Origin of the sequence: Streptomyces beigongshangae (assembly GCF_019710745.1) — a bacterium.
In the GTDB taxonomy this organism is placed as follows: domain Bacteria; phylum Actinomycetota; class Actinomycetes; order Streptomycetales; family Streptomycetaceae; genus Streptomyces; species Streptomyces beigongshangae.
In genome coordinates, this window is sequence record NZ_JAHKJW010000009.1 from 110,253 (window position 1) to 134,859 (window position 24,607).

Here is a 24,607-nt window from a genome sequence, read left to right on the forward strand (position 1 = left end):
GCAGGGTCGTGCGGGGAGTTGGCCGGACCGCCGCCGTGTGTTCACTTCACCGGGCGGCACCCGGCGGCTGTTCACTTCACCGGGCGGCACCCGGCGGCTGTTCACCGCGAGGTCAGTTCGGCCCAGCCCACCGTCCGGTCGCACCAGCGTTCCAGCAGCACCCGGTCGTGCCCGACGGCCAGCAGGCCCGCGCCGCTCTCCCGCCGGTATGCCTCGACGACGCCGACCAGGGCGGCCGTCGTGGAGGCGTCGAGCATCGCCGTCATCTCGTCGCAGACGAGCCAGCGCGGCCGCAGCGCGAGCGCCCGCGCGAGACAGGCGCGCTGCAGCTGGCCGTCGCTGACCTCGTGCGGCCGGCGGCCGAGCAGGTCCGCCCCGAGCCCGACGGTTTCGGCCAGCTCCCGGACGCCGTCCGTGGGCCGGCCGTTGGACCGCAGCGGCTCGGCGATCAGCTCGGCGAGCGGCAGCCGCGGGTCGGCCGAGAGCCGGGGCTGCTGGAAGACGACCCCGAAGGCGGTGCGCTGGGCCCTGGGCGCGCGGTGGCGCCAGCCGCGTGCCGTCTCGCCGTCCAGGACGACCTGCCCGCTGTCGGGCCGGTGCAGCAGGGCGGCGACCCGCGCCAGCGTGGACTTGCCGCAGCCGCTGGGGCCCTGGAGCCCCACGGCCTCGCCCGCCGAGACGGTCAGGGAGACGTCCCGCACCACGGGGGCGCGCCGGTCGTAGCCGGCCGTGACGGACCGCAGTTCAAGCATGTGCCACCTCCACGTGGTGGCAGGCGACGCCGGACACCAGGGCCGGTACGGCCGCGCACGCCCCGCTCGCCCGGTCGCAGCGGGCCGCGAAGGCGCATCCCGGCGGCAGCGCGCCGAGTTCGGGCGGCATGCCCGGGATCGGGGTGAAGTCGCGCTCCGGCAGGGCGTTGAGCAGACCGCGCGCGTAGGGGTGCCGCGGGCCCGGCGCGCCGAAGAAGCCGGCCGCGTCGGTGATCTCCACCAGGCGCCCGGCGTACATCACGGCGACGCGGTCGGCGATGCGCCCGGCCGCCGCCAGGTCGTGGGTGATCAGCAGCAGGGCGCGGTGGTCCGAGGTGTGGCGGCGCAGTTCGTCGACGGTCCGCTCCACGAGGTCCCGGTCGAGTCCGGTCGTCGGCTCGTCCGCGAGCAGGAGGGGCGCGTCCCCGACGAGGGCGAGCGCGGTGGCGGCCCGCTGGGCGAGTCCGCCGGACAGTTGGTGCGGATGGCGGTTGAGGTGGTCCTCGGGGAACGCGGCCCGCGCGGCGGCGGCCCGCACGCCGGCGGGTCCGGCGGCGCCCGTCAGCTCGCGGACGGTCTCGGTCAGCTGGGAGCGGACGGTGCGCACCGGGGTGAGGTGCGCCGCGGGGCTCTGCGGTACGAGTCCGGCGCGCCGGCCCCGCACCTCGCGGGCCAGCACCCGCTCGTCCGCGGCCAGCAGGTCGAGCCCGTCGTCGCCGAGCAGGGCCGAGCCCGCGACCGAGGCGTTGCCGGGCAGCAGGCCGAGCAGGGCCGAGGCGAGCACCGACTTGCCGCAGCCGCTCTCGCCGACGAGGGCCAGGCACTCCCCCGGCGCGAGGTCGAAGGAGACCTCCGTGACGGCCCGTACGTACGACCCGTCGCGCATCCGGAACCGTACGGAGAGGTCCCGCACCGACAGGACGGTCCCCCCGTCCACCGTGCCGGCCGGCCCGCTCCCGCTGTCGGTCGGCGGTGTCACAGCATCAGCTCCGATCGGCGGCGCGGGTTGAGCCGTTCGCGCCAGGCCCCCGCGAGGCCGGCGATGGCGAGGGTGGCGACGACGGTGCACAGCCCGGGGAAGAGCGTGGGCCACCAGTCGCCCGCGAGCAGCGAGCCGCGGGCGGTCTGCACCAGCGTGCCGAGGCTGGCCTGGTGCGTGGGCAGGCCGAGGCCCAGGAAGGACAGGGCGGACTCGTGCCAGACGGCGTGCGGCACCATCAGCACGGCGGCGAGCCCCGCCTGGGGCAGCACCCCGGGCAGCAGGTGCCGTACCGCGACCCGGTAGCGGGAGGCGCCGCCGGAGATCGCGGCGTCGACGTAGGGCCGGGACCGCAGGGAGAGGACCTCCGCGCGGACGATGCGGGCGGTCGACAGCCAGTGGGTGAGCGCCACCGACACGACGACCGGCCAGACGCCGGGCCGGAACATCGCCACGATGAAGATGCCGAGCAGCAGGTGCGGCACGGACGCGAAGACGTCCACCAGCCGCATCAGCACCCGGTCGGGCCACCCGCCGAGGGCTCCGGCGAGCGCGCCGACGGCCGTGCCGACCACGGTGGCGACGACCGCGGCCACCACGCCGACCAGCAGCGAGACGCGCAGTCCGTAGACGCAGCGCAGCAGCAGGTCGCGGCCGACGTCGTCGGTGCCGAACGGGTGCTCCCAGGACGGGGGCCGCAGTTTCGCCGCCAGGTCCACGGCCTGCTGGTCGAGCTGGACGAAGGGCGGCACGAGGAGCACGGCCAGCACCAGCACGGCGACTACGGCGGCGGAGCCGCGCACCCGCCACGCGCGCGTGGAGCGCCGCGCGACCGCGCGCGTACGCCACCCCTCGGTCCTCTCCGATTCCGCGGGGAGGCGGGTCGTTTCAGCCATCGAAGCCCACCCTCGGGTCGGCGAGCCCGTACAGCAGGTCCGCGAGCAGGTTCCCGGCCAGCACGGCGATCGTGGCGAGCACGGTCAGCGCGGCCAGCAGCGGGAAGTCGACGGCGGTGGCCGCCTCGACCGTCGCCGCCGCGATGCCGGGCCAGCTGAAGACGGTCTCCACGAGGAGGGCGCCGGTGATGAGTTCGGGCACCCGCGAGCCGATCAGGGTGAGCACCGGCAGCATCCCGGAGCGCAGGGCGTGCCCCGTCAGGACGGTGCGCTCGGCGAGTCCGCGGGCGCGTGCGCCGCGCACCGGGTCCTCCTGGAGGGCGTCGCCGACGCCCTGGCGGACGTACAGCACGAACCACGGCAGCTGGGAGAGCGCCAGCACGCCCGCGGGCAGGACGAGATGGCGCGCGACCTCCGCGGCCGTGACCACCGTGCTGCCGGTGTCCGTGAGACCGCCCGCGGGCAGCACGCCCAGCTTCAGGGCGAACAGCCAGATGACCAGCAGTCCGAGCCAGAACGGCGGCGCCGCCTCCAGGGTGTACGCGAACGAGGTGACGGCCCGGTCCGTCCAGCCGCCCGGCCGGCGCGCGGCGAGGACGCCTAGCAGGGTGCCCAGCAGGACGGCCACGACGAAGGCGGCGGAGGCCAGCAGCACGGACCAGCCGACGCGTTCGCCGATCACGTCGGCGACCGGCTGCCGCAGTGCGCTGGAGTCGCCGAGGTCGCCCCGTACGGCGGACGTGAGCCACTCCCACCAGCGGGCGACCAGGGGCCGGTCGGCGCCGAGGTTGGCGCGCAGCTGGTCGAGGGTCCGCTGCGAGGCGCTGAGCCCGGCCGTGCCCGCGTACGCCTTGACGGGGTCGAAGGGCGAGGCGGCGGCGATCGCGAAGACACCGAACGTGACGGTCCCGAGGACGGGGACGGCGAACAGGGCCCGCCGTCCCGCCAGCCGCGCCATGGGACCCCAGGGGGGACGGCTCACGGCCGCCAGTCCTCCACGTTCCACCACGGGCCCGCCGCGAGACCGTGGTCGTGCGGTTCGACCTGGGTGGACAGCTCGCCGAAGCGGTCGTCGACCACGTACAGGTGGTCGATGTGCGTGAGGAAGGTGTAGCCCGGGTTCTTCACCAGCTCGCGCTGCACGGTGTCGTAGGCGGCCTTGCGTTCGGCCCGGTCACCGCTCTCGCGGCCTGCCTCCAGGGCCCGGTCGACCTTCGGGTTGTCGTACCAGCCCATGTTGTTGAAGCCGTCGCCCGCGAGGTCCGAGCGCAGGAGCGCGTACTGGTCGAAGTCCGGGTCGGCCGGCGAGCCGCCGCCCGCGAGGACCGCGTCCTCGGGCATACGGGGCTCGATGACCTCCCAGGTGCCCGCCTGCACCTCGACCTCGACGCCGATCTTCTTGGCGTCGGAGGCGTAGGCGAGGGCGTGGTCCTGGCGGAGCTTGTCACCGGAGAGGTACCAGAGCGGGAAGCTCGCGCGGACGCCGTCCTTCACACGGATGCCGTCCTTGCCGGGCTTCCAGCCGGCCCGGTCCAGGAGGGCGCGCGCCTTCTTCGGGTCGTGCGTCCGCTCGGTGCCCCCGGTGAACCACTCGCTGCCCGTGGGGACGGGCCCGTGGGCCACCTTGCCGGCGCCTTCGAGGATGCCGTCGACCATGGCCTGCCGGTCGACGGCGATGTCCAGGGCCCGGCGCACGGCGGTGTCGCCGGTGACCTCGTTGCCGGTCGGGAGGGTGACCGTGCGGTAGTCGAAGCTCTTGGCCGCGTACGTCTTCCGCCCCGGCCCCTTGAACGCCTTGGCGAGGTTCGGCGGCAGGATCGCGCCGTCGAGGTCGCCCGAGCGCAGCCGGGTCGCGCGTACGTCGTCGTCCTTGATGATCGCCATGGTGAAGCGCTCGATCTTCGGAGCGCCGCCCCAGTAGTCCGGGTTGGCCTCCAGGACGAGCTGCTCGCCCTTGGACCACTTGGCCAGCTCGTACGGCCCGGTGCCGACCGGCTTCGTGCCGAACGAGCCGGTGTTGACGTCCTGGCCGCCCGCCGCGTGCTCGGGCACGATGGGCAGCACCGTGCGCTCCGCGAAGGGCGCGTAGGGGTACTTGAGCCGGAAGACGACCGTGTCGTCGTCCTTCGCCTCGACACTCCTGATCGCGTCCAGCTCGCCCTTGGAGGGGTTGTTGGTCCTCTCGTCGAGGATCGTCTCGTAGGTGAAGACGACGTCCGCGGCGGTGAACGGCTTCCCGTCGCTGAACTCCACGCCCTCGCGCAGCTCGTACGTGTAGGTGCGCCCGCCGTCGGTGACCTCCGGCAGGGCCGCCGCGAGCGCGGGCTTCAGCTTCAGGTCGGCGTCGTGCGTGAGCAGTCCGTCGAAGATCTTGGAGTTGCCGTCCTTGCCGAAGCCCAGGAGCGGGCTCAGCGTGTCGGGTTCGTAGGCGATGCCGACGACGGCCGAGGTGGCCGCGCCCCCGCCCTCGCCGCCGCCGGGTGCCGAGCAGGCGGCGGAGACGGTCGCCAGGGTCACCGCCGTCGCCAGGGCACCCGTGCCTCGTATCGATCGGGCCCTCATGCCGCCCACCCCTAATGAAGATCACCTGTTATTGCGAACAGATCGCAATTATGCATGATGTGAGGAGCGGGTGAAGCGAGGGCCCGCTCCTGTCCGGGGGGCCGGAGCGGGCCTTCACGCAGGCCGGGCTCCGTGCGGGACGGGCCGGCTTCGTGCGGGGCGGGGCGACGGGCGGTCAGGGGGCCCGGAGGTCCACCAGTTCGGCCAGCGCCTCTCGGTGGGCTCCCGCCGTGCCGTACGCGAGCGAGTCGGCCTTGGCGCGCTTCAGGTACAGGTGCACCGGATGCTCCCAGGTCATCCCGATACCGGCGTGCAGCTGGAGCGCCTCCTCGGCGGCGTGGACGGCGACCGGCGCCGCGTACGCCTGGGCGAGGGCGACCGCCACGTCCGTGTCCGCGCCGCCGGTGGCGAGCGCGTCGGCCGCGTTGCGGGCGGCGGCGCGCGCGTTGACGGTCTCCAGCCACAGCTGGGCGAGCCGGTGCTTGAGCGCCTGGAAGCCGCCGACGGGCCGGTTGAACTGCTTGCGGTCCTTCAGATAACGGACCGTCTCCGTCAGGGACCACTCCGCGAGGCCGAGCTGCTCCGAGGCGAGCAGTCCGGCCCCGGCGCGCAGCGCGCGGCGTACGGCGGGTGCGGCGTCGCCGACCCGGCGGCCGGCCGCCCCGTCGAGGACGACCCGCGCGAGCGGCCGGGTCAGGTCTAGGGAGACCTGGGCGGTGACGGTAGCGGCCCGTGTGTCGACCGCGTACAGCCCGCCGTCCTCCGCGGGAACGAGCAGCACGTCGGCGGCGGTCGCGTCCGCGATGCCGGTCAGCTCCCCGTGCAGGGCACCGCCTTCGGCCCGTACGGTCCGGTGGGCGCCGCCGGGAGCGACGTTCAGGGCGACGGCGAGGGCGCCGACGCGCCGGCCGGACGCCAGCTCGGCCAGCAGGTCGTCGGCGTCGCACGCCAGCAGCGCCTCGGTGGCCACCACCGCGCTCGTCAGGTACGGCACGGGGGCGACCGAACGGCCCAGCTCCTCCAGGACGACGGCCGCCTCGCGGTGGGTGGCGCCCTGGCCGCCGCGCTCCTCGGGCACCAGCAGGCCCGCGAGGCCCATGCCGTCGGCGAGCGCCTTCCACGCCCCGCGGTCGTGCGGCGCGGCGGACTCCGTGCGGGCGATCACCCCGGCCGGGTCGCAGTGGTCGGCGAGCAGGTCGCGGACGGCGGCCCGGAGGTCCTCCTCCTGCTCCGAGTACAGCAGGTCGGGCTGTGCGCGCTGCGGTGCCGTCGGGGTCATCGGGCGAGGTCCTTCCAGGCGACGTCCTTGTCGGTGCGCGGCTCGGAGGGCAGGCCCAGCACGCGTTCGGCGACGATGTTCAGCAGGACCTCGCTGGTCCCGCCCTCGATGCTGTTGCCCTTGGAGCGCAGATAGCGGTAGCCGGCGTCCCGGCCGGTGAAGTCCACCAGCTCGGGGCGGCGCATCGTCCAGTCCTCGTACAGCAGCCCCTCCTCGCCGAGGAGTTCGACCTCCAGGCCGCTGATCTCCTGGTTGAGGCGGGCGAACGCGAGTTTCATGCCGGACCCCTCGGGGCCGGGCTGTCCCGCGACCAGCTGCTGGCGCAGCCGCTCGCCGGTGAGCCGGGCCACCTCGGCGTCGACCCACAGCTTCAGCAGCCGCTGGTGCAGTTCGTGGGTGCGCAGGTCGGGGCGCTCGCGCCAGGTCCTCGCGACGGGGCCGATCATGCCGCCCTCGCGCGGGACGCGCATGCCGCCGATGGACACCCGCTCGTTCATGAGCGTGGTCTGCGCGACCCGCCAGCCGTCGCCGACCCCGCCGAGGCGGTGGGTGTCGGGGATGCGGACGCCGCCGAGGAAGACCTCGTTGAACTCGGCCTCGCCGGTGATCTGGCGCAGCGGCCGCACCTCGACCCCGGGGTCGGTCATGTCGCAGACGAAGTACGTGATGCCGCGGTGCTTGGGCACGTCCGGGTCGGTGCGCGCGATGAGGATGGCCCAGCGGGCGAGATGGGCGCTGGACGTCCACACCTTCTGCCCGTCGACCACCCAGTGGTCGCCGTCCCGGACCGCCCGGGTGCCGAGGGCGGCCAGGTCGGAGCCCGCGCCCGGCTCGCTGAACAGCTGGCACCAGACCTCCTCGCCCACCCACAGGGGCCGCAGGAAGCGGCGCTTCTGCTCCTCGGTGCCGTAGCCGAGGATCGTCGGGGCGGCCATGCCGAGGCCGATGCCGATGCGCCGCGGGTCGTTGTCGGGAGCGCCCGCCGCCTCCAGTTCGGCGTCCACGACGGCCTGGAGGGAGCGCGGCGCGCCGAGGCCGCCGAGCCCTTCCGGGTAGTGCACCCAGGCGAGACCGGCGTCGAAGCGGGCCTTGAGGAAGTCCGTGCGGCCGGTGGAGCCGACCGGGTGCGCGGCCAGCAGCTCCTGGGTGCGGCGGCGCAGTCCGGCGGCGTCGACCGCCCCGTCCCCGCCCCTGCCCGTGGTGTCGCTCATGCGGCTGCTCCGTTCCCGGCGGTGCTCCCGGCGGTGCTCCCGGCAGCGCCCGCGACGGTGTTCCCGAGCGCGTCCCCGGAGGTGTTCCCGAGGGAGGGCAGCACGGCGACCCGGCCGGTGGTGGTGCCGTCGGCGACCCGCTGGACCGCGCCGGCCGCACCGGCCAGCGGTACGCGCTCGCTCACCAGCGGCCTGATCGCCCCGCGGGCGGCCAGCCCGGTCAGCTGCTCGTGGCAGTGCAGGACCAGCTTCGGGTCCCTGGTGTTGTAGAGACCCCAGTGCAGGCCGAGGATCGAGTAGTTCTTCACCAGGGCGTGGTTGAGCGCCGGGCTGGGGATCGTGCCGCTCGCGAAGCCGACGACCACGATCCGGCCCTCGAAGGCGACGGCCTTGGCGGACTGGGTGTAGGCGTCCCCGCCGACCGGGTCGTAGACCACGTCGGCGCCCCGGCCGCCGGTGGCCTCCTTGACGGCGGCGACGACGTCCTCGGCGCGCCGGTCCACGACGACGTCGCAGCCCAGCTCCCGGGCGACCGCGGCCTTGTCCGCGCCGCCGACGACGCCGACGACGGTCGCCCCGGCCGCCTTGCCCAGCTGCACCGCCGCGCTGCCGACCCCGCCGGCGGCGGCGTGCACGAGCAGTGTCTCGCCGGCCTCCAGACGGGCCCGCCGGTGCAGGCCGAACCAGCCCGTCTGGTAGCCGATGTGCAGGGCGGCGGCCTCGGCGTCGTCCAGCGCCTCGGGGGCGGGCAGCAGGGCCGCCGCGTCCGCGACGGCGTACTCGGCGAAGCCGCCGTGGGGCAGCGCGGGGGTGGCGATGACCCGTCGGCCGTCCTCGGTCTCGCCGCAGATCTCCACGCCGGGCGTGAAGGGCAGCGGCGGCCTGACCTGGTACTGCCCGCGGCACATCAGCGCGTCCGGGAAGTTGACGTTCGCCGCGCGCACCCTGAGCAGGAGCCGGCCGTCACCGGGCGTGGGCCGCTCCACCTCCGCGAGCCGCATCACCTCGCCGGGCTCGCCGTTCTCGTGCACTTGCCATGCCTGCATGCGGGGCCTCCACGGGGCTGTCGGCTGTTCTCTTCACACCTGGCGGTCAACCGCATACTAAGCGGTCGCTTGCCGTCCGGGGAACAGTCGGGGCCGGCCCGTGTCAGTCGTCCCGGCCGCCGCGCCTGGGACGTGCCCGTACGTGCATCCGCTCGCCCTGCGGCCCGAAGAGGCTCAGGAACTCCACCGGGCCCTCCCCCGTCGACCCGAACCAGTGGGGCACGCGGGTGTCGAACTCGGCGGCCTCCCCCGCGTCGAGCACCACGTCGTGGTCGCCGAGCACCAGGCGCAGCCGTCCGGAGAGCACGTACAGCCATTCGTAGCCCTCGTGGATCCGGGGCTCCGGCTCCTGCTTGCGCCGCGGTTCGAGCACCTTGTACGCCTGGAGGCCGCCGGGCTGGCGGGTGAGCGGCCAGTGCGTGCGGCCGTGCATGACGATCGGCTTCGCCGCGCGGACCCGCGGGTCGCCCACCTGCGGCGCCCCGACCAGTTCGTCCAGGGGCACCTGGTGGGCCCGCGCGATGGGGAGCAGCAGTTCCAGGCTCGGCTTGCGCAGGCCGGACTCCAGCCGGGACAGGGTGCTCACGGAGATGCCGGTGGCGGTGGACAGGCCCGCGAGGGTGGCGCCGCGCTCCTTGCGGATGCGGCGCAGCCGGGGGCCGACCTCGGCGAGGACGCCCTCCGTGTCGCGCTCCCGGCGCTCCTCACGGTTGCCGTGGTCCCGGTGACTGCGGTGCTCGCTCATAGGGATATTGCAGTTTCGGCAAAGATGTTTGTCAATACGTCGGTGGTGGCGCGACCTTGTCGGTGGAGGTGGTCACCATGACCGATTCGTACGAAGTGGTCGTCGTCGGCGGCGGCGCGGCCGGACTGTCCGCGGCGCTCGTCCTGGGGCGCGCGCGCCGCAGCGTGCTCGTGGTCGACGCGGGCGAGCCGCGCAACGCGCCCGCCGCGCACATGCAGGGCTATCTGTCCCGGGACGGGATGTCACCGGCCGAGTTCCTCGCCGTGGGACGCGAGGAGATCGCGCGGTACGGCGTGGAACTGGTCCGGGACCGGGCGGTGGACGTGGCGCGGAACCCGGCCGCGGACGCCGGGCCGGGCGCGGCCGGGACCGGAGGGGCCGGGGAGGCCGGGACCGGAGGGGCCAGGGGGGCCGGGGGGACCGGGAGGTTCGACGTGACGCTCGAAGGGGGGCGGACGGTGCGCGGACGCCGCCTGGTCGTCGCCACCGGTCTCGCGGACGAGCTGCCGGCGGTGCCGGGGGTCGCCGAGCGCTTCGGCCGGGACGTGCTGCACTGCCCCTACTGCCACGGCTGGGAGGTGCGGGACCAGGCCTTCGGCGTCCTGGCCACGACCCCGATGTCCGTGCACCAGGCGCTGATCGTCTCCCAGTGGTCCAAGGACGTCACCCTGTTCCTGCACACGGTCGCCGAGGAGGAGCTCACGGACGAGGAGCTGCGCAGGCTCGCCGCGGCCGGGGTCGACGTGGTCCCGGGCGAGGTCGCGGGCCTGGAGACCGCCGGCGACCGGCTCAGCGCGGTCCGGCTCGCGGACGGCACGGCGCACGAGCGCTCGGTGCTGTTCGTGGCGCCCCGGCCCGTCCCGCACACCGGCCTGCTGGAGCGGCTGGGCGCCGAGCTCCAGGAGACGCCGTTCGGCTCGTACGCCGCGGTGGACGCGACGGGCCTGACGAGTGTCCCCGGCGTCTGGGCGGCGGGCAACGCGGTCGGCTTCGGCGAGCAGGTCGTGAACGCGGCGAGCGGCGGCTACCGGGCCGGGGCCACGATCAACGCGGACCTGCTCTTCGCGGACCTCGACGCGGCGGCCGGGCTGTAGGGACTTTCCCCGGGTGCGGATCCGCCCGGAGGCGGTTTCGCCCAGGTGTAGAACGGGCCTCTCCGTAGCACCATGACTTCATGTTGCTGTCCCGGCTCGCCCGTGTGTCCCAGGAGGTCGCCGCCACCTCGGCGCGGTCCCGCAAGACCGCTCTGCTCGCGGAGCTGTTCCGGGACGCGGAGGCGGCCGACGTGCCGGTCGTCATCCCCTACCTGGCGGGCCGGCTGCCGCAGGGGCGGCTCGGGATCGGCTGGAAGACCCTCGGCGCGCCGGCCCCGCCCGCCGCGGAGCCCGCGCTGACCGTGCGGGAGGTGGACGCCCGCCTCGCGGAGCTCGGCGCGCTCTCCGGTGCCGGCTCGCAGGCGGAGCGGGCGCGGCTGGTCGGGGAGCTGATGGGCGCGGCCACCGAACCGGAGCAGCGGTTCCTGCGGGCACTGATCGGCGGTGAGGTGCGCCAGGGCGCCCTCGACGCCGTCGCGGCCGAGGGCCTCGCCCTGGCGACCGGGGCGCCCCCCGCCGGCGTCCGCAGGGCGGTGATGCTGGCGGGTTCGCTCCAGACCGTGGCCGAGCGGCTGCTCGCGGAGGGGCCGGCGGCCCTGGAGGCGTTCCGGCTCACCGTGGGCCGGCCCGTCTGGCCGATGCTGGCGCACAGCGCCCCGTCCGTCGCCGAGGCGATCGACCGGCTCGGCGGCTGTGTGATCGAGGAGAAGCTCGACGGCATCCGCGTCCAGGTCCACCGCGACGGCGACGAGGTACGCCTCTACACCCGCACCCTCGACGAGATCACCGACCGGCTGCCCGAGATCACGCGCGCCGCGCGGGAGCTGCGGGAGGACCGCTTCATCCTGGACGGCGAGGTCATCGCGCTCGGCACCGACGGGCGGCCCCGGCCCTTCCAGGAGACCGCGGGGCGGGTGGGCTCCCGGGTGGACGTCGCGACCGCCGCGCAGGCCGTGCCCCTGTCCCCCGTCTTCTTCGACGTCCTGTCCGTGAACGGCCGCGACCTGCTCGACCTGCCGTTCGCCGACCGGCACCTGGAGCTCGCCCGGCTGGTCCCCGGGCCGATGCGCGTACGGCGCCTGCTCGTGCCGGACGCCGCGGACGGGCCGGCGCGGGCCGCCGCCGAGCGGTTCGGCGCCGACACGCTCGCGCGCGGCCACGAGGGGGTGGTCCTCAAGTCCCTCGACGCCCCCTACAGCGCGGGCCGGCGCGGGGCCTCCTGGCTGAAGGTCAAGCCCGTCCACACGCTCGACCTGGTCGTGCTCGCCGCCGAGTGGGGCAGCGGGCGGCGCACCGGCAAGCTCTCCAACCTGCATCTGGGCGCGCGCCGGCCGGACGGCTCGTTCGCCATGCTGGGCAAGACCTTCAAGGGCCTCACCGACGTGATGCTGGCCTGGCAGACCGAGCGGCTGAAGGAGCTCGCCGTCGGTCCCGTCGAGGAGGGCGTCCCGGTGGTGACCGTCCGTCCCGAGCTGGTCGTGGAGATCGCGTACGACGGTCTGCAGCGCTCCACGCGCTACCCGGCGGGCGTCGCCCTGCGCTTCGCCCGGGTGCTGCGCCACCGCGAGGACAAGACACCGGAGCAGGCCGACACCGTCGAGACCGTGCTCGCCGCGCACCCGGGGGTCGCCCCGTGAGCGCCGCCGTGGGACGCAGCGCGGGCCTGCTCCTGTTCCGCCGCCGCGACCACGGCACCGAGGTGCTGCTGGGCCACATGGGCGGCCCGTTCTTCGCCCGGCGCGACGCCGGGGCGTGGTCCGTGCCGAAGGGCGAGTACGGGCCCGGCGAACCGGCCCTGGACGCCGCCCGCCGCGAGTTCCGGGAGGAGCTGGGCCTGCCGCCGCCCGAGGGCGAGGCCGTCCCGCTGGGCGAGGTCACCCAGGCGAACGGCAAGATCGTCACGGTCTGGGCCGTGGAGGCGGACCTCGACCCGGCGGACATGGTCCCCGGCACCTTCACGATGGAGTGGCCGCGCGGCTCGGGCCGTGTCCGGGAGTTCCCGGAACTGGACCGGGTGGAATGGCTGACCCCGGACCGCGCCCGAGCCGTCCTGGTCAAGGCCCAGACGGAGTTCCTGGACCGCCTCGAACAGCATACGAGCTGACGGGAGGGGCACGCGCCCCGAAGGGGCGCGGGGCCGTGTCGGATGCGGCTCCGCCGCGGGGCGCGACCTGGGGGCACCTCCCGGCCGAAGGCTGGGGGACCACGAAGCACCCGCACCCGACCTACCGCACCAGGAGGCAGGAACCATGCCCATCGCAACCGTGAACCCCGCAACGGGCGAGACCCTCAAGACCTACGACCCCCTCGGCGAGGAGGAGATCGAACGCCGCCTCGCCACCGCGGAGGCGGCGTTCCGCCACCACCGCACCACCTCCTTCGCCGAGCGCGCACAGCTGCTGCACCGGGCCGCCGACCTCCTGGAGGCCGACGCGCAGGACATCGGCCGGATCATGACCACCGAGATGGGCAAGCCGGTCAAGCAGGCCCGCGCCGAGGCGGCGAAGTGCGCGAAGGCGATGCGCTGGTACGCCGACCACGCCGAGGAACTCCTCGCGGACGAGGAGGGCGCCGAGGCCGACGCCGAGGACTCCGGCGCCTCCCGGGTCCTCGTGCGCTACCGCCCGCTCGGACCGGTCCTCGCCGTCATGCCGTGGAACTTCCCGCTCTGGCAGGTGGTCCGCTTCGCCGCGCCCGCGCTGATGGCGGGCAACGTCGGCCTGCTCAAGCACGCCTCGAACGTCCCGCAGACCGCCCTCTACCTGGAGGACCTGTTCCGCCGGGCCGGCTACCCGGAGGGCTGCTTCCAGACGCTGCTCATCGGCTCGGGCGCGGTCGAGGACATCCTGCGCGACCCGCGGGTCAGGGCGGCCACCCTGACCGGCAGTGAACCGGCCGGCCGCTCGGTCGCCTCGGTCGCCGGGGACGAGATCAAGAAGACCGTCCTGGAGCTGGGCGGCAGCGACCCGTACGTGGTGATGCCGTCGGCGGACCTCGACCGGGCCGTCAGCACCGCGGTGACGGCGCGGGTGCAGAACAACGGCCAGTCCTGCATCGCCGCCAAGCGGTTCATCGTGCACACGGACGTCTTCGAGTCCTTCGCCGAGCGCTTCACCGCGGCCATGGAGGCCCTCACGGTGGGCGATCCGCTGGACGAGGGCACGGACGTCGGCCCGGTCGCCACCGAGCAGGGCCGTGACGACCTCGTGGAACTGGTCGACGACGCGATCGAGAGCGGCGCGACCGTGCTGTGCGGCGGCGAGCTGCCCGAGGGGGACGGCTGGTACTACCCGCCCACCGTCCTCGCCGACATCACCCCCGAGATGCGCATCCACCACGAGGAGACGTTCGGGCCCGTCGCCACGCTGTACCGTGCCGCGGACCTCGACGAGGCCGTCGCCATCGCCAACGACTCGCCGTTCGGGCTGAGCTCCAACGTCTGGACCCGCGACGAGGCCGAGACCGGCCGTTTCGTACGGGACCTGGAGGCGGGCGGTGTCTTCCTCAACGGCATGACGGCGTCCCACCCGGCGTTCCCGTTCGGCGGGATCAAGCGGTCCGGTTACGGGCGTGAGCTGTCGGGGCACGGAATCCGGGAGTTCTGCAACATCACCACCGTATGGCACGGAGCGTGAGCCTTCCGCAGTTACGATCCCCCCTGTGAACCGCGAAGTGACCCTGCCCCTGATCGTCGACGACCGCGGGACCCTGCAGGTTGCTGCCGCCGACGTGAGCAAGCTGCTGCGCACGATGGGGGGCCGGTGGCTGCGTCTGGTCGAGGCCGGGGAGGCGGGGCTCGACGAGGACACCGTCGCCGCGCTCACCATCGAACTGGCGAAGCTGGCCGACCGGATCGATGTGGCGTGCATCGCACACAGCAGCGGGGGTGCCTCCGGCGGCTGAGGTGGCCTTTGCGGGCTTCGCCGCACACCGCGGGCGGGTGGGGGCCGGGCGCGCCCGAGCGGCGGAGCCGCATGTCGGCACAGCCCCGCGCCCCTGAGGGGGCGCCCCCTCAGGAAGCGGGTTGCCGGTCCAGCTCCCACAACGTGCGCCAGAAGCCGGACTCGTACGTCGCCAGCAGGCGGCCGTGGCGGTGGGCCCTGTCCTCGGCGTCCTCGTCCAGGGTTCCCGCGTCGAGCGCCGCCTGTACGGCCGCCAGGGCCCTGCGGTCCAGTTCGGGGGACGGCTCGGCGAAGAAGTCGAAGAACCCGCAGGACTCCGCGTCGAAGCCGTAGTGGCGGCGCAGGGCCCCGGCGATCGTGGCGCAGTAGCCGCCCCAGGCGGCGAAGTTGGCGCAGAGGGCGAGGACCACCTCGGCCGGTGAGCCGTTCAGGGCCAGCCAGGCCACGTACGCGGGATACGCCTGGCAGCCGGCGAGCGGCTCGTACGCCGCCTCCCGCGCCCGGGGGCCCCTCCCGGCCGGAGGCCGGGGGGCGACGCCGCACCCTGCCGCGTACGCCCCGAGCCGGTCCCGGGCCACCGCCTCGCCCTCCGCGAGCAGACCGAAGAAGGCGGCGCACTCGGGTCCGGCGGGCACCTCCCGCGCTGCCGAGCGTTCGGCCAGATGACGGAACGCCCGCAGGTCGGCGTCGATCACCTCGCGCTGTTCGAGGGCGAGGACCGCGAGCGTGCCGCGGCGGGCCGCGCCCCGCTCGATCAGCGGGAGGAGAGGGTTGGCACCGGGCTCCGGAGCGAGTCCTCCGGTGGTGTCCGCCAGCAGTTCCCCGGCTGTCCGCGTCATCGCGTGCCCCTTCGGTTCGGCTGTCCCGCTGCCCTGCGACCAGGATCCCACCCGCGGGCCGCGTCCCCGGTCTGGAGTAGTCCGGCGCGATATCCGGGCTCCGCCGGGTGATCGTGGTGGGACCACCCTTCCGCCGGGGAGAGGGAGTTCCCGGCGGGCGAGAGAAGGCGCAGGCACATGGCGACTTTGTGCAGACCCGCGGTCTCCGTTCCGGAACACGTGATCACCATGGAGGAGACGCTCGACCTGGCTCGCTCCCGCCATCCCGACCACCCCCAGCTGCCGCTCGCGCTGAGGCTGATCGAGAACACCGGGGTACGGACCCGGCACATCGTGCAGCCCATCGAGGAGACGCTGAAACACCCGGGCTTCGCCGAACGCAACAAGGTGTACGAGGCCGAGGCGAAGGCCCGGGTCCCGGCGGTCGTCCGGCGGGCGCTCGACGACGCGGAGGTCCTGGCCCCCGACATCGACATGATCATCTACGTCTCGTGCACGGGCTTCATGATGCCCTCGATGACGGCCTGGCTGATCAACTCGATGGGGTTCGGCAGCGACACCCGCCAGATACCGATGGCACAGCTGGGCTGCGCGGCCGGGGGCGCCGCCATCAACCGGGCGCACGACTTCTGCACGGCCTACCCGGACGCCAACGCGCTCATCGTGGCCTGCGAGTTCTGCTCGCTGTGCTACCAGCCGACCGACCTCGGCGTGGGCTCGCTGCTCTCCAACGGCCTGTTCGGGGACGGTATCGCCGCCGCCGTGGTCCGCGGGCGGGGCGGCGAGGGGATCCGCCTGGAGCGCAACGGCTCGTACCTGATCCCCGAGACCGAGGAATGGATCATGTACGACGTACGGGCCACAGGTTTCCACTTCCTGCTGGACAAGCGGGTGCCGGGCACCATGGAACCGCTCGCCCCCGCCCTCCACGCTCTCGCGAACCAGCACGGCTGGGACGCCTCCGACCTCGACTTCTACATCATCCACGCCGGGGGTCCGCGCATCCTCGACGACCTCAGCAAGTTCCTCCAAGTGGCGCCGGACGCCTTCCGGTTCAGCCGGGCGACGCTCACCGAGTACGGGAACATCGCCAGCGCCGTCGTCCTGGACGCGCTGCGCCGGCTGTTCGACGAGGGGGGCTCCCACCACCAGGCACGCGGGCTGCTGGCCGGCTTCGGACCGGGGATCACGGCCGAGATGACACTGGGCCGCTGGCACCGCACGAGCGGGAAGACGCGTGAACGCCCATGAGCGAAGAGACGACGGCGGCACCTCCGGTACGGCACTGGCCCGCCCTGGACCTCACCGGGGTCGACTTCGACCCCGTCCTGTCCGAGCTGATGCGCGAGGGCCCGATCAACCGGATCCAGCTGCCCAACGGCGAGGGCTGGGCCTGGCTGGTCACGCGCTACGAGGACGTACGGCTGGTGACGAACGACCCCCGGTTCAGCCGCGCGGCCGTGCTCGGCCGATCGGTCACCCGGCTGGCACCGCACTTCATCCCCGCGCCGGGGGCCATGAGCTTCGTCGACAAACCCGACCACGCCCGGCTGCGCAGGGCGGTGAACGCGGCGTTCACCTCGCGCGGCGTCGAGCGTCTGCGCGCGAACGCCCGGCGGACCCTGGACTCGATGGTCGACGACATGCTGCGGGACGGTCCGCCGGCCGATCTGATCGACCGGGTCCTGGCCCCCTTCCCGATCACCGTCATCTGCGAGCTGATGGGCGTCCCGGCCGAGGACCGGCACATCCTGCACGTCTGGACGCAGTCGATCCTCTCCTCCTCGCAGGGCGCCGCGGCCAGCGAGCGGGCCAAGCAGGACATGGAGGTGTACTTCGCCAAACTGATCGCCGCGCGGCACGGCTCCACGGGCGAGGACGTGACCTCGCTGCTCGGCGCGGCGGTGGGCCGGGGCGACATCACCGAGGAGGAGGCGGTGGCGCTCGCGGGCCCGATCCAGATCGGCGGCGAGGCGGTCACCAACAACACCGGGCAGATGCTCTACGTCCTCCTGACCAGGCCCGCGCTGTTCGACCGGCTGCGCTCCGAGCCGGAGCTGCGCCCCCGGGCCCTCGACGAACTGCTGCGGTACATCCCGCACCGCAACGCCGTCGGGCTGTCCCGGATCGCCACCGAGGACGTCGTCCTGCACGGTGTCCGGATCAGGAAGGGCGATCCGGTCTACGTGTCCTACCTGGCCGCCAACCGGGACCCGGGCGTCTTCCCGGACCCGGACCGCATCGACTTCGAACGCGACCCCAACCCGCACGTGGCGTTCGGGCACGGCCCGCACTACTGCGTGGGCGGCATGCTCGCCCGTCTGGAGTCGGAGCTGATGGTGAACACGCTCCTGGACCGGATCCCGACGCTGCGGCTGTCCGTCTCGGCGGACGAGGTGCCGTGGCGGCGCGGGGCGCTGATCCGCGGGCCCGAGGCCCTGCCCGTCACGTGGTGACCGCGCTCACGCCCGCCGAGGGCCTGCTGGTGCCGCCGGGGCACGGCCGTACGGTCCGGACCCCGGCCCAGCACGTGACCTTCAAGGTCACCGGCACGCACTCGCGGACGGCGTCCAGCTTCGAGGTGGTCGTGCCGCCCGGCTTCGACGTGGGCGCGCACGTCCACACGCGCAGCGAGGAGCTGTTCTACGTCCTGGAGGGCGAGCTGGACGTGCTCGCCTTCGAGCCGGTCGTCCGGACGCCCGACAACTGGCAGCGCTGGCGGTCCGGCTCGGGCGGCCGGGTGGTGCGGGCGACACCGGGCACGGTGATCGTCGTACCGCCCGGCTGCCCGCACGCGTTCGCCAATCCCACCGGGGAGCCGGCGAAGATGTTCTTCCAGGCGTCCCCGCCGCCGGACCACGAACGCTACTTCGAGGAGCTGCTGCGCATCCTGGACGAGGGAGGTCCGCCGGACCTCACGGCGATCGCCGAGCTGCGGTCACGGTACGACATCGAACAGCTGACGCCGTTGCGCCACAGGTGACCGCGCAGTTCCCCGCGCCCCCTCCGAGGGGGCGCGGGGAACTGCGCGACCGGCCACGACGGCGCTGCGGACGGACTACCGGATCGGCATGCCGGACAGCGTGCGGGCGATGACGAGCCGCTGGATCTCGCTCGTGCCCTCGAAGATGGTGTAGATGGCCGCGTCCCGATGCATGCGCTCCACCGGGTACTCCCGCGTGTACCCGTTGCCGCCGAGGATCTGGATCGCCTGCCCGGTGACCTTCTTGGCCGTCTCGCTGGCGAACAGCTTCGACATCGAGCCCTCCGCGGAGGTGAACCGCTTCCCGCTCACCGCCATCCAGGAGGCACGCCACACCAGCAGCCGGGCCGCGTCGATCGACGTCCGCATGTCGGCGAGCTGGAAGGCCACGCCCTGGTTGTCGATGATCGGCCGCCCGAACTGCTCGCGCGTACGGGCGTAGTCGAGGGCCACCTCGTACGCGGCCCGCGCCGTGCCGACCGCCATGGCGCCGACGGCCGGGCGGGACGCCTCGAACGTGGCCATCGCCGCGTTCTTCAGCCGCTCGCCGTTGCCCGCCTTCGCCCGCTCCCGGGCGCGGGCGAGGCGCTCGTCGAGCTTCTCCTTGCCACCGAGGAGGCAGGAGCCGGGGACCCGGACGTCCTCCAGGACTACCTCGGCGGTGTGCGAGGCGCGGATGCCGTGCTTCTTGAACTTCTGCCCCTGCGACAGGCCCGGCGTGCCCGGCGGGACGATGAAGGACGCGTGGCCCTTGGAGCCCAGCCCGGCGTCCACGACGGCCACCACGACGTGCACGTTGGCGATGCCGCCGTTGGTCGCCCAGGTCTTCGTGCCGTTGAGGACCCACTCGTCCTTGGCCTGGTCGTACACGGCACGCGTACGCATCGAGGCCACGTCGGAGCCGGCGTCGGGCTCGGAGGAGCAGAAGGCGGCGACCTTGACGTCGTCGACGTCGCCGTACATCTGGGGGATCCAGGTGCCGATCTGCTCCTCGGTGCCGTTGGCGAGGACGCCCACGGCGGCGAGGCCGGTGCCGACGATCGACAGGGCGATGCCCGCGTCGCCCCAGAACAGCTCCTCCATGGCCATGGGGATGCCGAGGCCGGTGGGGTCGAAGTACTGCTGGGCGTAGAAGTCCAGGGAGTAGATGCCGACCTTCGCGGCCTCCTGGATGACCGGCCAGGGAGTCTCTTCCCGCTCGTCCCATTCGGCGGCCGCGGGACGGATGACGTCGGCGGCGAAGCCGTGGATCCAGTCCCGGACCTCCTTCTGTTCGTCGTTGAGCTCCATGGTGAACTCGGCCATGACCCCTCCAGGGCTGCACTTACATGTTACTTGCGGTAACCGTAGCCTGTTACCGGCCAGTAGTAAAAGTCAACTCCCCGTTCCTGCTCGGCAGCCCGTTCGAGGCCCCCTGCGCCGCGGGTGTTACGTTGCGCAGGCGTCACCGAATCAGCACGGGTGGGGAGAGCTCATGGACACCACGCAGCGGACCGATCAGCAGAGGTCTGCCGACCGCCGACGGCGCGAGCTGCTGGAGGCCGCCGACCGGGTGGTGCTCCGCGACGGCCCGGGGGCCTCGATGAACGCCATCGCGGCGGAGGCGGGCATCACCAAGCCGATCCTCTACCGCCACTTCGGTGACAAGGGCGGACTCTACGCCGCCCTCGCCAAGCGGCACACCGACGCCCTGCTCGGAGCGCTGCGCGCCGCGCTGGACGCGCCCGCCGAGCGCCGGGAGCGCGTGGAGGCCACGCTCGACACCTACCTCGCGGCCATCGAGGCGCGCCCCCAGGTGTACCGCTTCCTGATGCATCCCTCGGAGGGCGGCCCGCAGGGCGACCGGGGCTTCGACGTGGGGGCGTACTCCTTCCCGCTGCTGCGCCGTATGGGCGAGGAGCTCGCCGACGTCATCGAGGAACGGGTCGACCTCGGCCCGGACGGCCAGCAGCTGGCCCGTGTCTGGGGCCACGGCATCGTCGGCATGATGCACGCGGCGGGCGACTGGTGGCTGGGCGAACGCCCCTGCTCCCGCCCCGAACTGGTCCGCGCCCTGGCCGACCTCCTCTGGGGCCGCCTGGCGGCGGCGGGCGACAAGGCGGGCGGCCCGAGCTTCTGACCCCCACACCCAGGGGCGCGGTCCTTCAGGGGCGCGGGGAACGGCGCAGTCTTTTGCTTTTGAGGGGCGCGGGGAACGGCGCGATCTTTCAAGGCCGCGGGGAACTGCGCAGTCTTTCAGGGGCGCGGGGAACTGCGCGATCAGCCACGGCGAACCCGCAGCCGCCCACGAACCCTCACCCCCCGCCCCCACTCCCCCCGCTCCCCCCACTCCCCCAAGCGGCGCGCCCCACCTGCCACATCACCTTCCGCCGCCGCCACCCCGTCACCCGGTCCACGTACAGCCCACCGCCGAGGTGATCGCACTCGTGCTGGAGGCACCGGGCGAACCACCCGCTCCCGTGCACCCGCACCGGCGCCCCGTCCAGGTCCACCCCCTCCACCACGGCGTGGTCGTACCGCTCGGTGCCCGCCTCGAGTCCCGGCAGCGACAGGCACCCCTCGGGCCCCCGCAGCACCAGCCCGTCCGCCTCGACGAGCCGCGGGTTCACCACGTGCCCCACGTGCCGCCGGTCCTCGTCGTCGGGGCAGTCGTACACGAAGACCCGCAGCGGCTCACCGACCTGGTTCGCGGCGAGCCCGACCCCCTGCGCCGCGTACATGGTCGAGAACATGTTCTCGACCAGCAGCGCGAGTCGGGGACCGAACTCCGTGACTTCTTCACAAGGTGTGCGCAACACGGGGTCGCCGAGCAGGGACAGGGGCAGAACGCGCCCTCGGGCGCCGGGGATCGAGCCGTGTCGCATGGCCGCAAGGGTACGGTCCTCACTGTCGCGCGGGCACCGGAGCGGTGCCGCGGTTCGGGCCTGCGAGTGGATCTCGATAGGCTGAGGGCCAGTCGTTGCCGGGGGCAGTGCGCGGCGCCGTACGCAAGGAGGATCGAGAACTGATGGCAGGCAACTCGGACCCGCTGTCACCGCGGGCCAAGCTCGCCGTGACAGCGGGCAAAGCGGTCGCGGCGGCATCACGTGCCGCGGGCCGCGGCAGCGGATCGGTGATCGGCGGCCGGGTGGCACTCAAACTCGACCCCGACCTGCTGGCCAGGCTGGCCCAGCACCTGGACGTCATCCTGGTGTCGGCCACCAACGGCAAGACGACCACGACCCGGCTGATCGCCGAGGCGCTGCGGGCCGCGGGCCCCGTCGTCTCGAACGCGCTGGGCGCGAACATGCCCGCCGGCATCACCTCGGCGCTGGCCGGTGGCTCCGACTCGCGGTTCGCCGTCATCGAGGTCGACGAGAAGTACCTGTCCGGAGTGGCGCGGGACACGGATCCCAAGTGCATCGCCCTGCTCAACCTCTCGCGCGACCAGCTCGACCGCGCCGCCGAGACCCGCATGATGGCCGAGCACTGGCGCGAGGGCCTCGCCGGGTCCAAGGCCGTCGTGGTCGCGAACGCCGACGACCCGCTGGTCGTCTGGGCCGCCTCCTCCTCACCGAACGTGGTGTGGGTGGCCGCCGGCCAGATGTGGAAGGACGACGCCTGGTCCTGCCCGTCCTGCGGCGGTGTGATGCAGCGCCCCGGCGACGACTGGTTCTGCGGCGAGTGCGGTTTCCGCCGCCCCACGCCGACCTGGGCGCTCTCCGGGGACCACGTCCTCGACCCGCACGGTTCGGCCTGGCCGATCCACCTCCAGCTGCCGGGCCGCGCCAACAAGGCCAACGCCGCCTCGTCGGCGGCCGTCGCCGCGGTCTTCGGCGTACCGCCGCAGGTCGCCCTGGAGCGCATGTACCAGGTGCAGGCCGTGGCCGGGCGCTACGACGTCGTGCAGTTCATGCAGCGCGACCTGCGGCTGCTGCTCGCCAAGAACCCGGCGGGCTGGCTGGAGACGTTCTCCCTGATCGATCCGCCGCCGACCCCGGTGATCCTGTCGGTGAACGCGCGCGGCGCCGACGGCACCGACACCTCCTGGCTGTGGGACGTCGACTACACCCGGCTCACCGGCCACCCGCTCTTCGTGCTCGGCGACCGCAAGCTCGACCTGGCCGTGCGCCTGGAGGTCGCGAACCAGTCGTTCCAGGTGTGCGAGAACCTCGACCAGGCCGTGCAGCTCGCGCCGCCCGGCCGGATCGAGGTCATCGCCAACTACACCGCTTTCCAGGACTTGAGGCGTCGTGTCGGCAACTGAACACCGGAGGACGAAGAGAATGAGCGACAACAGCCTGCGGCTGGTGTGGATCTATCCGGACCTGCTGAGCACGTACGGCGACCAGGGCAACGCGCTCGTCGTCGAGCGCCGGGCCCGTCAGCGCGGTCTCGACGTGGCCCGTCTCGACGTACGCAGCGACCAGCCGATCCCCACCTCCGGGGACATCTACCTCATCGGCGGCGGCGAGGACCGGCCGCAGCGGCTCGCGGCCGAGCGGCTGCGCCGCGACGGCGGCCTGGAGCGCGCGGTCGGCAACGGCGCGATCGTCTTCTCGGTGTGCGCCGGCTACCAGATCCTCGGCCACGAGTTCATCAACGACCTCGGCCAGCGCGAGCCCGGCCTCGGCCTGCTCGACGTGCACTCCACGCGCGGCGAGGGCGAGCGGTGCGTCGGTGACGTGCTGGGCGACATCGACGCGCGCCTGGGGCTGCCCCCGCTGACCGGCTTCGAGAACCACCAGGGCGTCACCCACCTCGGCCCCACCGCCCGCCCCCTGGCGAACGTCCGCCTGGGCAAGGGCAACGGCACGGGCGACGGCACGGAGGGCGCGTACAACGACACGGTCTTCGGTACGTACATGCACGGGCCGGTGCTCGCGCGGAACCCGCTGATCGCCGATCTGCTGCTCAAGCTGGCACTCGACGTCAACGCGCTGCCGCCGATCGACGACCGGTGGTACGAGGCGCTGCGCTCCGAGCGCATCTCGGCTGCTCAGCAGCCCGCCTGACGCCGGAGCGCGGCCCATCCGACGACGTGCCCGCTCACCTGTGCGGGCACGTCCAGCAGGCGGACGCGGGATACGGATCCGCCCCCTGCCGCCGGTAGGGTGGCGGCGTCCTGCCGGACAGCGCGGTCCGGTCCCCGGTCCACGTTGAGAAGGTATTCCGGACTATGCGTATTGGTGTGCTCACGTCCGGCGGCGACTGCCCCGGTCTGAATGCCGTCATCCGGTCCGTCGTACACCGCGCCGTCGTCGACCACGGCGACGAGGTCATCGGCTTCCGGGACGGCTGGAAGGGCCTCCTGGAGGGCGACTACCTCAAGCTCGACCTCGACGCGGTGAGCGGCATCCTGGCCCGCGGCGGCACGATGCTCGGTTCCTCCCGGGTCCAGCCCGCGCACCTGCGGGACGGCGTGGAGCGGGCCAGGGGCCATGTCGAGGAGCTCGGGCTCGACGCGATCATCCCGATCGGCGGCGAGGGCACGCTCAAGGCGGCCCGCCTCCTGTCGGACAGCGGCCTGCCGATCGTCGGCGTGCCGAAGACCATCGACAACGACATCGCCGTCACCGACGTCACCTTCGGTTTCGACACGGCCGTGGGGGTCGCCACCGAGGCCCTCGACCGGCTCAAGACCACCGCCGAGTCGCACCAGCGCGTCCTGATCGTCGAGGTCATGGGCCGCCACACCGGCTGGATCGCGCTGCACTCCGGCATGGCCGCGGGCGCCCACGCGATCGTCGTGCCGGAACGGCCCTTCGACATCGCCGAGCTGGCCGCCAAGGTCGGCGAGCGCTTCTCGGCGGGCAAGAAGTTCGCCATCGTCGTCGCCGCGGAGGGCGCGAAGCCCCGCGAGGGCACGATGAGTTACGACGAGGGCCGCAAGGACGTCTACGGGCACGAGCGGTTCGCGGGCATCGCCCGGCAGCTCTCCATCGAGCTGGAGGAGCGCCTCGGCAAGGAGGCCCGGCCGGTGATCCTCGGGCACGTGCAGCGCGGGGGCACGCCGACCGCGTACGACCGCGTCCTCGCGACCCGGTTCGGGTGGCACGCGGTGGAGGCCGTGCACCGGGGCGAGTTCGGCAACATGACCGCGCTGCGGGGGACGGACATCGTGATGGTGTCGCTCGCGGAGGCGGTGGAGACGCTGAAGACCGTTCCGCAGGAGCGGTACGCCGAGGCGGAGTGCGTGCTCTAGGGGCGTCGTCGGCCACCGGTTCGTCGTAGCTGGTCGCGCGGTTCCCCGCACCCCCGGCGGGGGCGCCCCTGACGGGAGCGCCCCCGGTCGTGGATCCGGCCGGGGGCGGTTCTAGTCTGGGTGGGGACAGACAGC

At 73.5% G+C, this 24,607-nt stretch carries 23 protein-coding genes and 1 pseudogene; 12 read left to right on the plus strand and 12 right to left on the minus strand.

Translation table 11 applies throughout. The features are described 5' to 3' along the window. Nucleotides 1-101 precede the first annotated feature (101 nt). The 9 genes and pseudogenes from KM933_RS09295 to KM933_RS09335 form a co-directional block, all read right to left on the minus strand. Nucleotides 102-752 carry an ABC transporter ATP-binding protein gene (locus tag KM933_RS09295; protein ID WP_221350127.1) on the minus strand — a complete coding sequence of 217 codons (651 nt, stop codon included), beginning with the start codon at nucleotides 750-752 and terminating at the stop codon, nucleotides 102-104. Then, a complete protein-coding gene (locus KM933_RS09300) occupies nucleotides 745-1,638 on the minus strand; it encodes an ABC transporter ATP-binding protein (RefSeq protein WP_221350285.1) in 894 nt (297 codons plus the stop codon). Before KM933_RS09300 ends, KM933_RS09295 begins: the two co-directional genes overlap by 8 nt. A gap of 89 nt (nucleotides 1,639-1,727) precedes the next feature. Next, nucleotides 1,728-2,627 (minus strand): ABC transporter permease, encoded by a 900-nt coding sequence (locus tag KM933_RS09305; protein ID WP_221350129.1) that lies wholly within the window; start codon nucleotides 2,625-2,627, stop codon nucleotides 1,728-1,730. Beyond that, nucleotides 2,620-3,585: an ABC transporter permease gene (locus KM933_RS09310; RefSeq protein ID WP_221350287.1), complete on the minus strand. Its 966-nt coding sequence runs from the start codon at nucleotides 3,583-3,585 to the stop codon at nucleotides 2,620-2,622. Before KM933_RS09310 ends, KM933_RS09305 begins: the two co-directional genes overlap by 8 nt. 20 nt (nucleotides 3,586-3,605) lie before the next feature. Then, on the minus strand, nucleotides 3,606-5,189 hold the full coding sequence (locus tag KM933_RS09315) for an ABC transporter substrate-binding protein (RefSeq protein ID WP_221350131.1): 1,584 nt from the start codon (nucleotides 5,187-5,189) through the stop codon (nucleotides 3,606-3,608). A 175-nt stretch (nucleotides 5,190-5,364) separates the two neighbouring features. Continuing rightward, the gene (locus KM933_RS09320; RefSeq protein WP_221350133.1) at nucleotides 5,365-6,468 is read right to left on the minus strand and encodes an acyl-CoA dehydrogenase family protein; all 1,104 of its coding nucleotides are present in this window, start codon (nucleotides 6,466-6,468) and stop codon (nucleotides 5,365-5,367) included. Then, nucleotides 6,465-7,679: an acyl-CoA dehydrogenase family protein gene (locus KM933_RS09325; protein WP_221350135.1), complete on the minus strand. Its 1,215-nt coding sequence runs from the start codon at nucleotides 7,677-7,679 to the stop codon at nucleotides 6,465-6,467. The genes KM933_RS09320 and KM933_RS09325 overlap by 4 nt, the downstream gene beginning before the upstream one ends. 92 nt (nucleotides 7,680-7,771) lie before the next feature. Then, nucleotides 7,772-8,725: pseudogene (locus KM933_RS09330) on the minus strand (NADPH:quinone oxidoreductase family protein); the annotation flags it as partial. A gap of 103 nt (nucleotides 8,726-8,828) precedes the next feature. Continuing rightward, entirely contained in the window at nucleotides 8,829-9,470 is a 642-nt protein-coding gene (locus KM933_RS09335; RefSeq protein ID WP_221350137.1) for a helix-turn-helix domain-containing protein, read from the minus strand. A 77-nt stretch (nucleotides 9,471-9,547) separates the two neighbouring features. On the opposite strand from KM933_RS09335, the gene KM933_RS09340 reads away from it, so the two are divergent. The 5 genes from KM933_RS09340 (at nucleotide 9,548) to KM933_RS09360 (ending at nucleotide 14,467) form a co-directional block, all read left to right on the plus strand. After that, a complete protein-coding gene (locus tag KM933_RS09340) occupies nucleotides 9,548-10,564 on the plus strand; it encodes an NAD(P)/FAD-dependent oxidoreductase (protein WP_221350138.1) in 1,017 nt (338 codons plus the stop codon). An 80-nt stretch (nucleotides 10,565-10,644) separates the two neighbouring features. Continuing rightward, nucleotides 10,645-12,201: an ATP-dependent DNA ligase gene (locus tag KM933_RS09345; protein WP_221350140.1), complete on the plus strand. Its 1,557-nt coding sequence runs from the start codon at nucleotides 10,645-10,647 to the stop codon at nucleotides 12,199-12,201. After that, complete coding sequence (locus KM933_RS09350; RefSeq protein WP_308013315.1) at nucleotides 12,198-12,668, plus strand: NUDIX hydrolase; 471 nt, start codon at nucleotides 12,198-12,200, stop codon at nucleotides 12,666-12,668. The genes KM933_RS09345 and KM933_RS09350 overlap by 4 nt, the downstream gene beginning before the upstream one ends. Nucleotides 12,669-12,813: 145 nt before the next feature. Further along, nucleotides 12,814-14,199: an NADP-dependent succinic semialdehyde dehydrogenase gene (locus tag KM933_RS09355; protein ID WP_221350141.1), complete on the plus strand. Its 1,386-nt coding sequence runs from the start codon at nucleotides 12,814-12,816 to the stop codon at nucleotides 14,197-14,199. 25 nt (nucleotides 14,200-14,224) lie between these two features. Further along, nucleotides 14,225-14,467, plus strand: a complete 243-nt coding sequence (locus KM933_RS09360; RefSeq protein WP_221350144.1) for a DUF6213 family protein — start codon at nucleotides 14,225-14,227, stop codon at nucleotides 14,465-14,467. Between the two features lie 109 nt (nucleotides 14,468-14,576). Here KM933_RS09360 and KM933_RS09365 read toward each other — a convergent pair whose 3' ends face one another. Beyond that, nucleotides 14,577-15,305 carry a transcriptional regulator gene (locus KM933_RS09365; RefSeq protein ID WP_221350146.1) on the minus strand — a complete coding sequence of 243 codons (729 nt, stop codon included), beginning with the start codon at nucleotides 15,303-15,305 and terminating at the stop codon, nucleotides 14,577-14,579. A gap of 177 nt (nucleotides 15,306-15,482) precedes the next feature. Here KM933_RS09365 and KM933_RS09370 point away from each other — a divergent pair, with 177 nt between their 5' ends. From KM933_RS09370 to KM933_RS09380, 3 genes are read left to right on the plus strand one after another with little or no spacing between them, the layout of a single operon-like run. Next, on the plus strand, nucleotides 15,483-16,556 hold the full coding sequence (locus KM933_RS09370) for a type III polyketide synthase (RefSeq protein WP_221350149.1): 1,074 nt from the start codon (nucleotides 15,483-15,485) through the stop codon (nucleotides 16,554-16,556). Beyond that, a complete protein-coding gene (locus KM933_RS09375; protein WP_221350151.1) occupies nucleotides 16,553-17,761 on the plus strand; it encodes a cytochrome P450 in 1,209 nt (402 codons plus the stop codon). The genes KM933_RS09370 and KM933_RS09375 overlap by 4 nt, the downstream gene beginning before the upstream one ends. Beyond that, nucleotides 17,758-18,288 carry a cupin domain-containing protein gene (locus KM933_RS09380; protein ID WP_221350153.1) on the plus strand — a complete coding sequence of 177 codons (531 nt, stop codon included), beginning with the start codon at nucleotides 17,758-17,760 and terminating at the stop codon, nucleotides 18,286-18,288. The genes KM933_RS09375 and KM933_RS09380 overlap by 4 nt, the downstream gene beginning before the upstream one ends. A 75-nt stretch (nucleotides 18,289-18,363) precedes the next feature. Here KM933_RS09380 and KM933_RS09385 read toward each other — a convergent pair whose 3' ends face one another. Continuing rightward, complete coding sequence (locus KM933_RS09385) at nucleotides 18,364-19,593, minus strand: acyl-CoA dehydrogenase family protein (RefSeq protein WP_221350155.1); 1,230 nt, start codon at nucleotides 19,591-19,593, stop codon at nucleotides 18,364-18,366. A gap of 169 nt (nucleotides 19,594-19,762) precedes the next feature. Between KM933_RS09385 and KM933_RS09390 the strand changes: the two genes are divergently transcribed. Continuing rightward, the gene (locus KM933_RS09390; RefSeq protein WP_221350157.1) at nucleotides 19,763-20,407 is read left to right on the plus strand and encodes a TetR/AcrR family transcriptional regulator; all 645 of its coding nucleotides are present in this window, start codon (nucleotides 19,763-19,765) and stop codon (nucleotides 20,405-20,407) included. 175 nt (nucleotides 20,408-20,582) lie between these two features. On the opposite strand, the gene def is transcribed toward KM933_RS09390, so the two are convergent. Beyond that, nucleotides 20,583-21,152, minus strand: a complete 570-nt coding sequence (gene def, locus KM933_RS09395) for a peptide deformylase (protein WP_221350159.1) — start codon at nucleotides 21,150-21,152, stop codon at nucleotides 20,583-20,585. Nucleotides 21,153-21,295: 143 nt separating this feature from the next. On the opposite strand from def, the gene KM933_RS09400 reads away from it, so the two are divergent. From KM933_RS09400 to KM933_RS09410, 3 genes are all read left to right on the plus strand, one after another. Then, nucleotides 21,296-22,534, plus strand: coding sequence for a MurT ligase domain-containing protein (locus KM933_RS09400; RefSeq protein WP_221350161.1), 1,239 nt, complete (start codon nucleotides 21,296-21,298; stop codon nucleotides 22,532-22,534). Nucleotides 22,535-22,553: 19 nt separating this feature from the next. After that, a complete protein-coding gene (locus KM933_RS09405; protein WP_221350163.1) occupies nucleotides 22,554-23,282 on the plus strand; it encodes a type 1 glutamine amidotransferase in 729 nt (242 codons plus the stop codon). Nucleotides 23,283-23,446: 164 nt separating this feature from the next. Next, the gene (locus tag KM933_RS09410; protein WP_221350165.1) at nucleotides 23,447-24,472 is read left to right on the plus strand and encodes a 6-phosphofructokinase; all 1,026 of its coding nucleotides are present in this window, start codon (nucleotides 23,447-23,449) and stop codon (nucleotides 24,470-24,472) included. Nucleotides 24,473-24,607 lie beyond the last annotated feature (135 nt).

Coding starts and splice junctions, on each gene's coding strand:
- KM933_RS09390 (WP_221350157.1), top strand. CDS start 19,763: ATGGACACCACGCAGCGGACCGATCAGCAGAGGTCTGCCGACCGCCGA.
- KM933_RS09325 (WP_221350135.1), bottom strand. CDS start 7,679: ATGAGCGACACCACGGGCAGGGGCGGGGACGGGGCGGTCGACGCCGCC.
- KM933_RS09365 (WP_221350146.1), bottom strand. CDS start 15,305: ATGACGCGGACAGCCGGGGAACTGCTGGCGGACACCACCGGAGGACTC.
- KM933_RS09345 (WP_221350140.1), top strand. CDS start 10,645: ATGTTGCTGTCCCGGCTCGCCCGTGTGTCCCAGGAGGTCGCCGCCACC.
- KM933_RS09300 (WP_221350285.1), bottom strand. CDS start 1,638: ATGCGCGACGGGTCGTACGTACGGGCCGTCACGGAGGTCTCCTTCGAC.
- KM933_RS09355 (WP_221350141.1), top strand. CDS start 12,814: ATGCCCATCGCAACCGTGAACCCCGCAACGGGCGAGACCCTCAAGACC.
- KM933_RS09335 (WP_221350137.1), bottom strand. CDS start 9,470: ATGAGCGAGCACCGCAGTCACCGGGACCACGGCAACCGTGAGGAGCGC.
- KM933_RS09400 (WP_221350161.1), top strand. CDS start 21,296: ATGGCAGGCAACTCGGACCCGCTGTCACCGCGGGCCAAGCTCGCCGTG.
- KM933_RS09385 (WP_221350155.1), bottom strand. CDS start 19,593: ATGGCCGAGTTCACCATGGAGCTCAACGACGAACAGAAGGAGGTCCGG.
- KM933_RS09410 (WP_221350165.1), top strand. CDS start 23,447: ATGCGTATTGGTGTGCTCACGTCCGGCGGCGACTGCCCCGGTCTGAAT.
- KM933_RS09310 (WP_221350287.1), bottom strand. CDS start 3,585: ATGGCGCGGCTGGCGGGACGGCGGGCCCTGTTCGCCGTCCCCGTCCTC.
- KM933_RS09315 (WP_221350131.1), bottom strand. CDS start 5,189: ATGAGGGCCCGATCGATACGAGGCACGGGTGCCCTGGCGACGGCGGTG.
- def (WP_221350159.1), bottom strand. CDS start 21,152: ATGCGACACGGCTCGATCCCCGGCGCCCGAGGGCGCGTTCTGCCCCTG.
- KM933_RS09375 (WP_221350151.1), top strand. CDS start 16,553: ATGAGCGAAGAGACGACGGCGGCACCTCCGGTACGGCACTGGCCCGCC.
- KM933_RS09370 (WP_221350149.1), top strand. CDS start 15,483: ATGGCGACTTTGTGCAGACCCGCGGTCTCCGTTCCGGAACACGTGATC.
- KM933_RS09295 (WP_221350127.1), bottom strand. CDS start 752: ATGCTTGAACTGCGGTCCGTCACGGCCGGCTACGACCGGCGCGCCCCC.
- KM933_RS09305 (WP_221350129.1), bottom strand. CDS start 2,627: ATGGCTGAAACGACCCGCCTCCCCGCGGAATCGGAGAGGACCGAGGGG.
- KM933_RS09405 (WP_221350163.1), top strand. CDS start 22,554: ATGAGCGACAACAGCCTGCGGCTGGTGTGGATCTATCCGGACCTGCTG.
- KM933_RS09340 (WP_221350138.1), top strand. CDS start 9,548: ATGACCGATTCGTACGAAGTGGTCGTCGTCGGCGGCGGCGCGGCCGGA.
- KM933_RS09320 (WP_221350133.1), bottom strand. CDS start 6,468: ATGACCCCGACGGCACCGCAGCGCGCACAGCCCGACCTGCTGTACTCG.